Annotated in this window: 11 protein-coding genes; 5 read left to right on the forward strand and 6 right to left on the reverse strand. The window is 54.4% G+C overall.

What is annotated here, in order from left to right; genetic code table 11:
* The 5 genes from HFP54_RS24350 (at position 1) to HFP54_RS25365 (ending at position 4727) form a co-directional block, all read left to right on the forward strand.
* The gene (locus tag HFP54_RS24350) at positions 1-1386 is read left to right on the forward strand and encodes an ATP-binding protein (protein WP_168567174.1); all 1386 of its coding nucleotides are present in this window, start codon (positions 1-3) and stop codon (positions 1384-1386) included.
* 90 nt (positions 1387-1476) lie between these two features.
* Positions 1477-1980 (forward strand): BLUF domain-containing protein, encoded by a 504-nt coding sequence (locus HFP54_RS24355; protein ID WP_206036388.1) that lies wholly within the window; start codon positions 1477-1479, stop codon positions 1978-1980.
* 242 nt (positions 1981-2222) lie between these two features.
* Positions 2223-2798 carry a heme NO-binding domain-containing protein gene (locus HFP54_RS24360; RefSeq protein ID WP_168567176.1) on the forward strand — a complete coding sequence of 192 codons (576 nt, stop codon included), beginning with the start codon at positions 2223-2225 and terminating at the stop codon, positions 2796-2798.
* Entirely contained in the window at positions 2791-4110 is a 1320-nt protein-coding gene (locus HFP54_RS24365; RefSeq protein WP_168567177.1) for a sensor histidine kinase, read from the forward strand. The genes HFP54_RS24360 and HFP54_RS24365 overlap by 8 nt, the downstream gene beginning before the upstream one ends.
* A 395-nt stretch (positions 4111-4505) precedes the next feature.
* Entirely contained in the window at positions 4506-4727 is a 222-nt protein-coding gene (locus tag HFP54_RS25365; RefSeq protein ID WP_206036389.1) for a hypothetical protein, read from the forward strand.
* 38 nt (positions 4728-4765) lie between these two features.
* On the opposite strand, the gene HFP54_RS24375 is transcribed toward HFP54_RS25365, so the two are convergent.
* The 6 genes from HFP54_RS24375 to HFP54_RS24400 form a co-directional block, all read right to left on the reverse strand.
* Positions 4766-6775 (reverse strand): glycoside hydrolase family 97 protein, encoded by a 2010-nt coding sequence (locus tag HFP54_RS24375; protein WP_235952336.1) that lies wholly within the window; start codon positions 6773-6775, stop codon positions 4766-4768.
* 268 nt (positions 6776-7043) lie between these two features.
* Entirely contained in the window at positions 7044-9380 is a 2337-nt protein-coding gene (locus HFP54_RS24380) for a sulfatase-like hydrolase/transferase (protein ID WP_235952339.1), read from the reverse strand.
* 421 nt (positions 9381-9801) lie between these two features.
* The gene (locus tag HFP54_RS24385) at positions 9802-11151 is read right to left on the reverse strand and encodes a sulfatase (RefSeq protein WP_168567179.1); all 1350 of its coding nucleotides are present in this window, start codon (positions 11149-11151) and stop codon (positions 9802-9804) included.
* A 147-nt stretch (positions 11152-11298) separates the two neighbouring features.
* Positions 11299-12681: a sulfatase family protein gene (locus HFP54_RS24390; protein WP_235952341.1), complete on the reverse strand. Its 1383-nt coding sequence runs from the start codon at positions 12679-12681 to the stop codon at positions 11299-11301.
* Positions 12682-12852: 171 nt separating this feature from the next.
* Positions 12853-14373 carry a sulfatase gene (locus HFP54_RS24395; protein ID WP_390658272.1) on the reverse strand — a complete coding sequence of 507 codons (1521 nt, stop codon included), beginning with the start codon at positions 14371-14373 and terminating at the stop codon, positions 12853-12855.
* A 343-nt stretch (positions 14374-14716) separates the two neighbouring features.
* Positions 14717-15228: hypothetical protein (locus HFP54_RS24400; RefSeq protein WP_206036390.1), on the reverse strand; the 512-nt coding region annotated here is incomplete at its 5' end.

The following is a 15228-nucleotide window of genomic DNA, read 5'->3' on the forward strand; positions in this document are numbered from 1 at the left end:
ATGGAAATCGTCAATACACACACCGAACTGTTTGCCGACGTTGCCGCACGAACGCTTGGCGAGATGTTCGGGATCAGCCAACCGACCGTCCGATCGGTGACCGAAACCGATTCGGTGAACACCGACAAGACGTTCATCGTCTCGATCTACTACACGGGCAGCGTTTACGGCGAATACTTGTTGGCCATGGACGAACAAACCGCGGCAAACGTGATCGGTATCTGCGAACAGATTAGCGACGACAATCGCGATGCCATCCGAGAAGACCTCTGTGATGCGATGTCCGAGACGCTGAACACCATCGTCGGTGAAAGCATCGTGACTTTGCAACAGACCTACACCAAGCTGACCATCACGTCGCCGCGAATCTATTTCGGAGCCATTCGGTATCCAAAATTCCGCACCGGGCGATGCGTTCTGGAAACGGAACATGGCCCCATCGAGTGCCACTTCTGCTTGGATTTGATGCGACTGGATTTGGCTGCATCCTATTCCCAGGCGATGGATTCGTTGATCGAAGTCAATGCCAAGTTGAAGGAAGCGAATGAGCACTTGGCCGAACAGCAAGCACAGTTAGTACACTCTGCAAAGATGGCATCCGTAGGGCTATTGGCGTCGGGAGTGGCGCATGAGATCAACAGCCCACTTTTCTTTGTCGATGCCAACCTGACCACGCTGAATGACTACATCGAAGTCATCGAGTCCACGTTGCAACTGTATGAATCATTGTGCGCGACGTTGATCAAGCAAAGCAATGCGGGCAACGATGTCATCAAGGGAATGCAATTGGAAGCTCAGACCCAAGACATGGGATTTGTAATCGACGATACCAAAGAGTTAGTTAAAGAGACTCGTGACGGCGTGACTCGGATCAAAGGCATCGTTCAAGGCTTGAAGGACTTTTCGCATGTGGATCGCTGCGGGCACGTGGTCACCAATGTGAAAGACATTGTGGTCAATACGTTGCAGTTGATTTCAAGCCAATTACCCGATGTGTGCGATGTCCAGTGCCAATTGGACGATCTGCCGTCCACCGTATGTAACGCGGGCGAAGTAGGACAAGCGATCGCTGGGGTGGTATTGAACGCCAGCCAAGCGATGCCGGCCGGCGGGACCGTGCGATTATCGGCCACTGCGGATGATACAACCATCAGCGTCATCGTTGAAGACGAAGGTGTCGGTATTCCACCCGAAGACATCGAACATATCTTTGAACCCTTCTTCACGACCAAGCAGGTCGGCGAAGGGACCGGATTGGGGCTGTCAATCGCCTACGGGATATTCGAAAAACACATGGGATCGATAAGTATCGAAAGCCAAGTGGATCTGGGAACGAAAGTGACAATGCGTTTGCCGGTGCATCAAAAAACGGCCGCCTGTGAATAGCGAGACGCACCGTGCGCCGGAATTCGATGAATTGGATTTTGCCTTAAGACTGGCGGATTTGCCTTCAATGGGTTGGAGAACACGATGGAAATGAATCATTGCGATCACCAAAGCGAGATGGTGCAACTGGTCTACGTCAGTGCCGCGACGGTTGCGTTTTCCGATGAAGACTTGGAAACGCTTTTAGCCCAGTCGCGGCGTAATAACGCCGGTATCGACGTTTCCGGCGTGCTGTTGTTTCATGAGGGGACGTTCTTGCAGGTTTTGGAAGGTACGCCAGACGCCGTTGATCGGCTGTATCAGAAGATTGCTCGCGATGGCAGGCACGATAATGTTTTGTTGCTGTCGTCACGAGCGATCACCGAACGAAATTTCGGTCAATGGAGTATGGGGTTTCTGAGTGGCTTGAACACTTTGGAAGAACTGCCCGGCTTTGTCGACTTCTTTCGCGGTCAACGGCTGACCGATCTCAACGGCGACAGCAAACGTGTGTCGCAGATACTGGATGGCTTTCGAAGGGGACGCTGGCGACGCAGTCTTTCCGAGACCAACGACCGGCAGCCCGGTCCAAATCGTCTCGCAACGACACCGTAAAAGGTCGTTTCGGTCGCCACATAACGAGGCACTGTTTATCAATTCAACACGAAGGCCAATGAGAACGGTAACCCGACGCGCCGGCGAGGAATTCTTGATGAATGAATAACTTCGGCCCCTCGCTGACGCTTCGGATTACCAATTGATCGGCAGTGCCAAGTCCATGACGGTATCGACGGCGATCACCATCGCAGGGCGTTTTCTCTTGTCCATTTTCTACGCATCCAACAAGGGCCAATTCGATGAAGGGCATTGTATTTACCGAACTGATCGAGATGGTCGAAGACGATCTGGGGATCGAGATCGCGGATCGAATGATTTCCACGTCAGGGACATCGAACGAGGGTGCCTACACCGCCGTCGGTAGCTATGACCATGCCGAGCTGATTCAACTAGTCCTTGCTTTGTCGGATCAGACAGGAGTCCCCGTTCCGGAGTTGGTGCAGACATTTGGGCGGCATTTGTTTAAGCGTTTTTCGCAACTGTATCCACAGTTCTTCGAACACGCACAGTCCGCCTTTGATTTTCTGCCGCTGGTGGAAACCTATATCCATGTGGAGGTGCGAAAACTGTATCCCGATGCGGAACTGCCCACATTCGACTGCGGGATTCATGAAGGAAACTTGACGATGCACTATCAATCCTCGCGCCCATTCGCCGACTTGGCCGAGGGATTGGTTCGTGCGTGTGTCGATCACTTCGGTGATGAAGTGATGGTGGTTCGCGAAGACCTGGGGGACGGAAATGGGACCGAAGCGTGCTTCTGTCTGACGCCCGTCGACCAACATCGTCATGGTGAAGTTCAGGCGTATGTCTGATGACCTTCTACTCCAGCGACGTTTCGAGCGTGAACGCAAGGCTCGCAAAGAGGCGGAACGTCTGTTGGAGCAAAAATCGATCGAGATCTTTCACGCGAACCAGCGACTGGATGGTTTGGCGAGGCAAACCCGTGCCATTGTGGAAACCGCCGCGGAGGGAATCGTCACGTATTCGCACGACGGTCGGATTGATCTGTTCAATCGCTCGGCCGCAAGAATCTTCGAGCGCGATGACGCGAACGAGATCGGCATTCGTCAGTTGTTCAAGATGACGCAGAATCTGGAACAAGTCCTCTTTCCCCAGCAGTCTGGTTTATCGCCTATCGAAGGTGGCCATGACGCTGAACCGGTCGAAATCCAAGGTGTCACTCAGGGCGGACGTCAGTTTTGTGCTGAAGTCGCCATCAGCCGAAGCGGTGCGGGTGATGACTCGCAATACACGATGCTGGTACGTGACCTGACTCGCAAGAAAACTCTGGAAGCCCGCCTGGCACAAGCCCAAAAGATGGAATCGGTCGGCCAGTTGGCGTCGGGGATTGCACACGAGATCAATACGCCGATTCAGTTTGTCAATGACAACATGTTGTTTCTGGAAGGTGCTTTCGGGGACCTCGGAAAGTTGCTGGATCTGTTCGATCTTCTGGCCAAGCGCGTCGAGAACGGTGAGGCGGCGGACGATTTGATCGAGAGGATTCGAACGGAGCAGGAGTTGGCAGACCTGCCGTTCTTGCGAAGCGAGTTTCCCGGTGCGATTGCCCAGTCGCTGGAAGGAATCCAACGGGTGGCGACCATCGTTCGTGCCATGAAGGAGTTCTCGCAAACCTCCACCGAAAACAAGACGGCGACTCAGCTGAACCGAATGATCGAGAATTCACTGACCGTGATACGCAACCAGGCCGACCAGATCGCGAACATTGAAACAGAATTGGATCCCGAGGTTGGTGATGTGGTTTGCTTATCCGGCCCGGTCAGCCAGTGTCTTTTGAACGTGATCAACAATTCATTGGAGGCGATCCAGGAACAGGGGGCTTCCCAGATCGGATGCGTTCGTGTTTCCAGTCATGCCCGGGCCGAAGCGGTGGAGATTCGGGTGCAGGACAACGGGCCAGGCGTGCCCGCGAAGATCCGCGACCGAATTTTTGAACCATTCTTCACCACCAAGGAAGTGGGTAAGGGGATGGGGCAAGGCTTGTCGTTTGTCTACGACACCATCGTGACCAAGCACGGTGGCGAAATTGATATTGAACCCGTTCCATGTGGCGGTACCTGCGTGCGAATGCGCCTGCCCACCGCGATTGGTGTATCTGGTTAGAAACGGTGCATTCGGATGTGCGGGAAATATGGCAGCAAGCAGATTTCACCCTGATCTGTTTTGGCAGGGGCTGGTCGCAACTGATCACGAAAGCCCGGATGTTGTTCGTCTGGCCGACCCCAGAGTGCTGAGGGATACCCGCGGCGATCTCTTAATTCTCGAACGGGTGATGTCTCGGTGACTTGCGGCGTTCGAAACGCTGCAGCGATCGCTACCGATCAGCGTTATGCTTGTCTTGCGGTGCGATAGGAATTCCTCACTCCCAGGGGCAAGAACTGGAGCGATCATTGAAACGAAGATATCGAGTCTTTCGGGGTGAGGTTGTGCTCGGCTACGTCGGCTTTGATGACCAATGGCCATGCGAACCTTTTGAGCCGACGGATGCGTTCAACGAAGTGAAGGATCTGTTCGACAAAGAACATGAATTGGGACGACTTGCCGGTGAGGTCGATGAAAGAGGGGATGTCGAGCGGTTTGACCAACTGATGAGCGAGGCAGATGCAGTCATGGACGAGATCGTTGCCCCGGGAATCCACTTTGAGGCATTGGAGAAAATCCTTTGTTCCTTCGACTGTGACCAGCTGTCGATATTCGACGGCCGCGTTTGCTGGCGGTAGTCATAAAGGGTGGTCAAAAGCAATCAGCTACACGCGGATCACCGACTTGGCCTGACCCACAATACGGCACCTCCTCCGCTAGCCAAATCGACGTTCATCTCGTCACCCGCCCGGACCGACTTCGTCGACACCCGCATCGGCACCGAATGAGTCCACTGTTTGCGATCGGCCTTCTGGTTGACCCCGATCTGGGACACATCCACGCGGTCTCCGTGAATGTCATCCAGAACACAGGTCGCCGTGTGTAAACCGTCGCCGAGAAAGTCCAGGCAGATCGCATCCTTACGCGGCTTCGATCCGTTCAGGACTGCAACAAACCAATCATTGCCACTGCGACGTGCTAAAGCGGCTAAGTCGCCGATCCTGCTGTTGGGTAAGACGACGGTTTCGTCCCATACCGTGGGCATCGCCATCAAGACCGGAAGTGCCTGGTTCACATCCGGTGAATGTAAAATCGTTTCCGGGTGTTCGGCAAACACTTGCAATGGCGAAAGATACGCAACCGCGGTCCCCAACTGGTGGGCAAGTGTTGTCGGCCCCGGGTTGGTGTACAAGATCGGCGTGTAGTCGGCATGGCCAACCGCGAAACGCGTGAAAGGCAAAGCGGCGTTATGCGATGCCGTCAGGGGGCCTTCCTTCATCTTGTTGACTTCGATGCCACGGACGCCTTCGCGAGTCATTTCGTTGGGATAAGTTCGCGATTCGCCCGTTGAACTGTGGCAACCGTGAAAGTTGATCAACAGCTTGTGTTCTGCAGCGATCTTCAACGCCGCGGTCTCGAAGTCGATCAACGTCTTGGATTCACCATTCATGAAGTCAATTTTCAACCCTACGGCACCAATCGCGGCGACACGATCAAAGTAATCACGCATGATGGCGTAGTTGTCGGTCGGGTCGATGATGTCTTGAGAATGAACCCAAAGCCACACACCGACATTCTTCTGGGCCGCCCGGTTACACAACGATTTCGCCGTCTTCCACGGTTCATTCCAATCCTTCCAGCCGTCGTCGACCAACGAGTATTCAAAGCCAAGCTCTGCCGCCAGGTCGATGAACTCTTCTTGCGTTTCGGGAGTTCCCAAGCCCAGTGTCTCCCAACTCCAAACACAACGCCCCGGCTTGATGTAGCTGGTGTCGCTAAATAATTGTGGATCTGGTGATGGGTTCAGATTGTTGATCAAGTCACTGGTCGCGAGCTCGGTCAAGTTGTCGGCAAACAACGTGACCCGCCAAGGCGTGGTGATCGTTCCGTTGACGTCAAAACCCTGTTTGGCCTCGGTGAAGTCAGCGATAAGCGTTCGTTTTCCGACCGCCCTCAAACGCATGCCGCTGTAGTTGTAGGTTGCTGCTTTCGTGATCGCCATAAAGCCTTGATTCGCAGGCAGCTCGAAAACCATCGGTGTTCCCTGCACCGGACCGCTTGGCGAGATGGTCGGCAACTCGTCAATGTCGGCTGTCAACCATTCGCCTGCGTACGACTTCAGTTTCCATTTCTTGGCATTTCTTTCGAAGAACCATGCTTTCAAGCCAGCGGGCAGCGTCCAGCTGGATGCTTCACCATCGACATGTTGAATGTCATTGCCGGGAACGACATAGCGATAGGCGACGCCGTCGTCGTAGACACGCAAGTGAACCGCGTATTCGATCCCCGACGCGGAATGTGTGATTGGAAACTCCCAATGCACACAGTGGTTGATCGCGGTGTGATGGTGACCGCGTGTCGTGTAGGTCTGGTTGATCACCGACTTTGTTGGCTGCCCGATGATCACACCATCGCCCAGGTCATCGCCGTCAACGGTGATGCCCAGCGCCGAAGGCTGAACGATCTGTCTGCCTTGAAAGCTTGCTTGAAAACGAAGCCGCGAATCAGCATCGACCAACAAGGTCGACGACACAACGCCACCCGGGCTGTTTGCGGTGGGCGATACTTGGACTACTTGGGCGCTCGAAGGATTTTGCGCCGAAAGACTGATCGCAACCATGGCAGTCGCGATGCAGGTGATGACCCACCGCGAATCAGGCGGCACCATGAACAGGAACCATTTCATCCAAAGGCCTGTAGGAAAAGAACAAGTGAGTGTTTCGGTGGCAGGGACATTGGGAATCACGACAGTGTCATATCTTTCTGCAAGCACGTTTGTGCAGTCGAGGTAGTCGAGCGTTTGGCTGATTTCGCTGCCGCTTTCACCGAAGCGTTGTGGATTTGGTGCTTCATCGCTGCGCGTTGCAACCGCTGGTTGCTCTTGCTTGGACGTCACTTTTATGAGCTTAGGTGAACGTTGATCAGCTTAAAGGATTCGATCCGCGTGCCTGACGTCATTCTCGTCCGTCCATCGTTACAAGTCTTTTCACAACCAGGTTGTCAAAATCGATGGACTGTCCGTTCACCGTGAAGCCGAATTTGGTTTTGGTCGGATGGTCGAAACCCGGTGATCGCAGGCTTGTGACCAATTCGTCATCAAGAAACGCTTTCATGATGTCACCGCGGATTCGAATTCGCAGCGTGTGCCATTGTCCGGGATGAATGCTGATCTTTGCCGACGCCCCAGTTCGTTCCAGTAGCCTTTTCAGTGCCTCCGCATCGCGGGTCGATAGATTCTTGTCTTGGCGTTGCTTGCGGACTTCCAGATTCATGCCGCCAGTTTTGTCGTCCCCTATCTTAAGAAACTTCGGGAAAACCGAAGCGCGACAGATGTGCCCCGCGTGCACGGATTTCTCGTTCTGGTCATCGATCACAAAGTTGAAACTCTTCCCGCCGCTGAACCGAAAGTCGAACTGGATATCGATGTCGTCAAAATCAAGCTGTGTCCGGATGACCGCACCGTGATCTGCTTTGGTCTGTTTTCCAACCAGCACGCCGTTGATGACCGACCAAGAATCCTCGTGGCCCCGCGCCGTCGTGTAATCCTTGCCGATTTTGGTTCGGTTGTCGAAGTCGTCTTCAAAAACGGGCTTCCATTGCTGTGAACCAACGGTGCTAGCCCCGGCTGACGCCTTCTTCGTGCCAAGCGTTTTGTTGGTTGCACTCTTCTTCCCCGAACTCGATGCCGTGGGATTACCAATTGTCCCCGAACGGCGGACTCCTGGTGCATCGGGTTCGATGTCGAACAAATCAAACTTGGGAAGGACGATCTTCAATTTGTCGCGTTCATCGCGATGCTGTTGTGAAACGTCATCCCAGTTCGTGATCTGGTCGTAACTGATCAAATCTGCAGGTTCTTCGGCGACATCCCACCACTTTCCGTAACCGTCTCGCATCACAAAATCGCCACGAATGATCTGTCGCTCGCGGCTGTATCCGTAGATCCACTGACGATGCTTCGACTTGTTCGTGAACAAAAACGGAACGAGGCTTTCGCCGTTGTGCACGTAGTCTTTGGGGATCGTCGCGCCGGTTAGATCTGCGATCGTCGGTAGCAGGTCGGACATGTTGACCAGGACATCTTGCTGGCCGTGTTTCGTCATTCCCGGTGCAAAAATGATCAGCGGCACATGGACGCCCTTCTGCCGATCATGGCTGCCCTTTCCATATCCCGAAGTTCCGTTGTCAGCGCAAAAGATGATCACGGTATTGTCGGCGATCCCCATTTCGCGCAATCGGTTGCGGTACAGCCACATCTGATAATCCAGGTATTCAATTTGCGACTGGATTCCAGTTTCGGTGACCGTTCCATGGGTATCGTACACGCCGTCGTCGCCGGTGATGTGAGGTTCGATCCGCGTGTATTTGTTTCCGTCCCACTGAACGACGGGAGTCCCCGGCCAGCATTGGCCGTTGGTGGGGTTCAGCCAATCGAACGCACCATGACCCAGGTGCGTGGTGTGATAGACGAAGAACGGTCGGCCCTTGGAATGCTGGCGGTCCATGAAGTCAAAGATGAAATCCAGTTCGACGTCAGGGCCGTAGGTGCCAAGGCCGAACGCTTCCTTGGACTCATCGGTGTTTGGCCACCACTGAAAGTCCTGGTCGCCGTGATTCATCAGCCAGACGTGCGGGTAGAAGTACCAGCCGTGTTGAAGGTACGTGTCAATCGGTTTGCCAGTGTCCGCGTTGAAGATCAGTCTTTCACCGTTGGCAACTCTTTGGACCAGCTTGAAGTCGGTGTAGGGATTGTCTTTGTCGCTCAGGTTACCCGGTGTGAAGCAGCCTTGATCAAAACCATACTCGCGAAGGTCACCAGCCATCTGGGTTTTGCCGGCCCAGTAAGTTCCGTAGCCGGCCTGTTGAGCGACATGACCGATCTGCAGCGGCGAACTCATGTAAAGCGGCCAAGTGGTTTCCTTTCCGTTTTCGTCGATGTACCGTCCCTTGTAGGAATTTTGCCACCATTTATGCAGGTGTGCATATCGTCCGGTCATCATCATCGCACGGCTGGGCGAACAGACGACCGACGCCCACGCCGTTTTAATCCAGCATCCCTCCTGGGCCATTTGATTCAGCACCGGTGTCTCGGCTCGAAACGCCCGATCCGATGTGTCCACACCCTTTTCTTTCGTCCAGACCGACGATCCGTAGATCGGGAATTCGCGAGCGCTGATGTCGTCGGCAAAAACGATGATGATGTTGGGCTGCGACTTCGGTTCTTGCTGTTCAGCATTCACCTGCGTGGCCGACAGGCACATCACGCAAGCGATCATCAGAAACGCTCTCATTTGCGTCGTCATTTTTTCAAAGTGTTTGGATTTGGTGGGCAGTCCGATGGCAGTGACCCCGCGTCATAGTTTAGCGAGGCATGAACCAGGGGGCGCGATACAGTTCTGCGGCTTGGTTTTGGACATCGTTCCGGCCGCTAGGAACAACCATGCATGAGCCCGTTGGGCCGTCGCAGGTTCTTGACAGGATTGTGACGTCGTCATGCATTCCGATGCATCGTCAAAAGCCAACCTGCCGCAAAATCCCCGAAAAATGCCCTGAAAAGATTCCGTATCAGCAAACGTCATCGTTTGGCTGTTGGTCGCAGTCGCTCGATGTAGTGGATGAGGTTACGAGTGTCGTTGGCGGTCGGCGCAGTCAGGGACTCGTGACCTTGTCCACTACGACGGGTAAGGAATATCGACGGAGCGCCTGATGGGCTTATTCGCCGATGCTGTTGTTTTTTCGAATCACGGGTGGCATCGGATTCGCCATTTCTGCGGGCGACGGAACAGCTTCTTTCAATGCGTTGATAATCGCGGAGTACTCGGGGTTATCGATTTGGTTCGTCCATTCACGCGGATCCTCAGACGTGTCATAGAACTCCTCCTGGCCTTGTTCGTAGCGGATATATCGCCCGGCTTCGTTGCGAATCGTCACGTAGCCCCGTTCGGGACGACTCTTGTCCGACAAACAGGTAATTGCGGTGCTGTCCCACGGGGCGTCGGGATCGTTCAGCAAAGGAACCATGGATCGACCATCCAAATACGATGGGCGGTCCAGACCACAAAGTTCTACCAAAGTCGGGTAGATATCCTGCAGCGAGACGAATCTCTGACAGACGCTTCCCGCACGCGTGACATCTGGAACGCGAAACATCAACAGGCAGTGAGTCGCTTCTTCCCACAACGTTGCTTTCTGCCAATGATGCTTTTCGCCCAGATGAAATCCGTGGTCGGACAGGAAGACGACGATTGTGTTGTCTCGATGGGGACTGTCATCCAGGGCATCGAGCACTCGTCCCAACTGTGCGTCCACATAAGCCGTCGTCGCGAGATAGGCCTGAACGGCGTCCTTGTGAAGACCGTGTTCGAGAACACTGTCAACAAACCGGCTCTTGCCAGCGGTCAAGGCAGCTCCGGCCGGCGGGACATCATCCAGGTCATTCTTCCGAAGCCGTGGAGTCACAACTTCATCCATCGGAAACATGTCGAAGTATTTCTGCGGCACGTACCAGGGCATGTGTGGATTGAACGTGCCCATCGCGATAAAGAACGGCTGGTCGTGTGGTTTCTGAAGCCGAGAGATTGCTGCGTTGGCGTTCATGGTGTCATTCATGTCCGCTTCGGCGAGATGAATTGGACCCCAGTCTTGCTCGCCTCTTCCGACTGGAGTGAGTGGAGCGCCCGGCGGCGCGGGATCTCGCTTGTGCCCCAGCTTTTCATCCCAGTGTTCCTTCTGGTCCCAACCGTGCGTGATCTTTCCGAAACCGGCGGTCGTGTAACCGGCTCGTTTGAAGCAACCAGCCAGCGATAGTGCCGTGTTCAATGGTTCGCTCTGCTGGACTTGCAAAGCGTTGTGATAGTGCCCCGAGCGCCAGGGACAAACGCCGGAAAAGAATGCGGTCCTTGAGGGCGAACAAACCGGTGCCGCTGTGTACGCGCGTGTGAAGTTGACACCACTGGCAGCAAACAATTTCAAATTGGGAGCAACGACTTTGCCTGCGTATCGATCAGCATCCTCAAGCAGCCAACTGTTCAGGTCATCGGCGACCAGAAACAGAACGTTCATCGGCTGGTCAGGCGGAGCGGCTGCGACATTGCCAATCGCGGCCACAATTGCGCAAAGCCATGACGCAAAAATCATAAAAGGTTTCACGTTGATTCCATATGATTGTTGGAACGCCGGACAGCCACCGTCCAAAAACGAGGACTTGCATCAGTCGTCTTCGCGACGTTTCCGGGATTTCAGGTAGTTTGCCGGTAATCCGGCGTTCCATTGTCTCAGTTGCCGCGTCAATCGTTTGAGCACCTCGGGATTGGCGTCGGCAATGTTGTTGCTTTCCGATGGATCGAGTGACAGATCGTACAGTTCGGGCGATCCGGATCGGCGGCGGGGCAAGTGCAGCTTCCACTTCCCGTCGCGAATCGCTGGCGTTGCCCCAGCGGAACTTGTCTTCCAGAACAATGGCGTTGCACGTGGCCGCCTGGTTCCTCGCCAGATGTCGGAAATGTCCTCTCCGTCCAGGTTTTTGGGCAATTCATCAATTCCCGCAATCGAGGCCAGTGTTGGCAACCAATCGATGAACGAACACACGCTGGTCGAATCGACTTGCCCGGCCGGCACGTTCTGGGGCCAACGAATGATGAACGGAATTCGCGTGCCACCCTCGTACTGCTCGTGCTTGCCGCCACGATAGATGCCGGCGTAGCCGAGCATGTTTTGCGAGAATTCGCGCGCTCTCTTCTTGCCCAGGACTACGGGAGCGGGGCCATGATCGCTTGAGAAGACAACGATGGTGTTGTCTTGGATCCCCAGGTCTTCAAGTGCGTCCAGGATGCGACCGACGTTCAAATCGATCTGGTAGACGTCGCCGAGGTACTGACGCATCGACTCGTCAACATCGCCTCCGATCTGCACACACTCATCGAATTTGTGTTGCATGGTTGGCGAAAAATCGTTGCGGTCAACATTGACGTCGTTGAACTTGGCGACCAGACCGTCTGCCGTATTCACAGGGAAGTGTGTCGCGTGCCCCCAGATGTTGACGTAAAAGGGGTGATCCGCGTTTTCTCTCATGAATTCAATCGCAGCGGCATACAAGTCGTCGTCCCGACCTGACGAACGGTCGCGGCTTTTCCCGATCACTCTGACGGTGTCGATACCGTAGGTGCCGTCGGTTTCTTTCGGGCCAATATGCCATTTGCCAAAATGGCCCGTCTGATAGCCTCGATTTTTTAGCAATTCGGTGATCGTCACACGCTCGCCAAAACCAAAGTCGGCGGCGTACCGCGGAAACCGAGCCGGAAACAGCCCGGTCATCAGCCCTGTGCGGCTGGGGTTACATGTGACTCCGGTCACATAAAACTGAGTGAACCGTGTGCCCTCTTCCGCCAGTCGATCCAACGCGGGCGTCTTCGCGTATGGATGCCCATAGCAGCCGAGGTCGCCATAACCAAGATCGTCAGCAAACATAAGAACGATGTTCGGAAGCCGTTCGGATTCGGCTTCATCGGCAACCAGATTGACCGACAACAGAAGAAACGCAATGACGGTGGATCCAAGCCGGTGAATCAAACACGCGTGTTTCAGGCTATTCATGCGATGTTTGTCCCTACTTCATTCGATACGTTTCAGGTTCGTCAGCTTGGTCGTTCAGATCCGAATCGTAGTGGACGAGGGTAAAAGATTCCTTTCCTCGCGAAATTCTAGATTTCAGGGGCTCGTGACCCCGTCCACTACGTGCGCATCAGACCGTGTATTTGTATACCTTTACCGTTCCGAATTCGCCTTCTTTTGTTTCAGCGCCGGGTCGGTGTAGGGCAGGTACTTTGGGTGCGGCACATAGTTACCTTCACCCTTTACCCAACGGAATGTTTCGCCTTCGACGACCAAGTCACGTCTTGCGTTCATCTTGGGTTCCGGGGCGGCGAATTCAGTCGGTGCCGAGGCACGTAGTTCGGCGATGACGTCGGCGTGTTGTGGGTCAGACGCCAGATTATTCCACTCGTGCGGATCTTCTTTGACGTTGTACAGTTCTTGATTGTCGTCGTCATAATGGATGAAACGCCACTGGCGATTCATCAACCCGTATTCACCTGGGTTGATGTATGGCAGGTACACCGTGCGGTCATCGGCCTCGGCGGGATTCTTCAATATCGACGCCAGCGAGACACCCTCCAGGTCCTGACGCGGTGCCGGCAAGTTGCATGTTTCCACCAGCGTCGGATAGATGTCGATCAGGCTGACGGTAACGTCTGTTTTTGCTCCTTCCGCAATGCCAGGACCGGCCCAGACGAATGGTACGTTGGAGGTCCGTTCCCACAACGTATGTTTGCCCCACTGGCCTTTTTCGCCCAGGTGATATCCGTGATCACTCCACAGCACGACGATGGTATTGTCGGCATGGGGACCGGCTTCAAGTGCGTCTAGGATTCGCCCAACCATTGCGTCGGCGTAACTGGTGCAAGCAAGGTATCCGTGTAGAGCATCCTTCCAAGCTCCCATCGCAACCAATTTGTCGTAGTGGAATGCTTTGCGGTTTTCCCGTTGCTTGCGAATCTTGTCCGGCAAGTCCACCAAATCATCGTCTTTGAATGCTGGCGTTGAAATGGTGTCCCGATCGTAGAGATCGAAATACTTCTGCGGACAGTAATTGGGGTAATGCGGAGCATAAAAACCGCAAGCCAGGAAGAACGGTGTGTCGTGACTTCGAGCCAACTGCTGCACGGCCCAGTTGGCTCGTATCGAATCGGCCATCTCGTCCTCGCGGTTGTTCGGGATGGCTCCCCATTCCAAAAACAAACCGCCGGTGATTTCTTTACCTTGGTTGTAGACGCTAGCCGGGAACGGTTGTGGCACCGGCGTGCCACGACTCCACGATTCTAATGCCCACCCGCCTTCACGTTGGAACTGATTGCGCAGGAAGAACTTTGTCCAACCTCTTTGATCGATCGCTCCGGCGGGATGATGAAACAGCTTTCCAGCGCCCAGCGTGGAGTAACCCGCTTTGGCAAAGCTCATCTGCAGCGATTCAATCTCCGGGTGATGCACAAAGTAATTTGGGGTCGTGTAGCATCCAGTTGTCGATGCGTACTGGCCCGAGAATATGGCCGCGCGGCTGGGGGCACAAAACACGCCAGCGGTGTGTGCGTTGGTAAAACAGACACCACGCGCGGCAAGCCGATCGATGTTGGGCGTGATCGCGCCGGGACGCGACGGCAGACATCCGACGAAGTCGTTCATGTCATCGACCGCCAGAAACACGACGTTCGGCGGCGTGTCGGTCGCCATCAGATGGCCGGTTCGGCTTACGAGGACCAAGGCAACGCAGAGAAGCAAACGCGTCGGAATATTCATAGATTTTCTATCGAGGGAGTGATTGTTTTCGGTCGTCAATGAAGTTTCGCATCCTTCAATGCTGGACCTGTCACCTCATTCACCAACGCGTACGAGATTCTATTCTAAAGTCATGGTGATCTCGCGACCTCCTTCCGAGCAGAGCGATAGAACGCAGCAATTTCTTGTGCGTTACGCATCCGGTCGATGAATGCCACCTCGTCAATTCGACCGTTCTTTGGCATTTTTGCGTGGTTCATCAAAACCGTGTTTCCTGCCTCGCTTCCTAACTGGAAGCTCAGGGGCCTTGCAGATCAAAGCAGACGGCCTTTATCTGCAACCTGCCTTTCGCCGTCGCGGGATCGATCAGTTCCACCGAGAGAATGTATTCGCCGGGCGTCAGAGACAAGCTAGTCTGTCTTGGCTGTCGTACGGACTGTTGCTTATCCGCTAGCTGCTTCAGCGATGCTTCGATCAGCTGTTCTCCGATGCCAATGCGAAAACGAGCCTGAGCATCGATCGCCTTGTCCGAGCTGGATGATTGCAAGCAGACCGCATAGGTCCCCTTCTGCTCGACCCGAATTCGGAACCTTGCCACATCGCCGCCATCGTCCCAGTCCCGAATCCCTTCGCTGCCCCTTGTGACGCCATGATCTTCAAACGCAGAAGCCATGTGCACACTGGATCTCATTTGGCCGGCGACTCCAATCGTTGAAGTCGGGTACGTGAAGCAACGCGGCGAATCGATGAAGGCTTCGAACCAGGTTTTCATGGCAGCCGACATTTTCTGCTTACGTTTCGGGTAAGTAT

The sequence above is a fragment of the Crateriforma spongiae genome (genome assembly GCF_012290005.1).
Lineage (GTDB): Bacteria > Planctomycetota > Planctomycetia > Pirellulales > Pirellulaceae > Crateriforma > Crateriforma spongiae.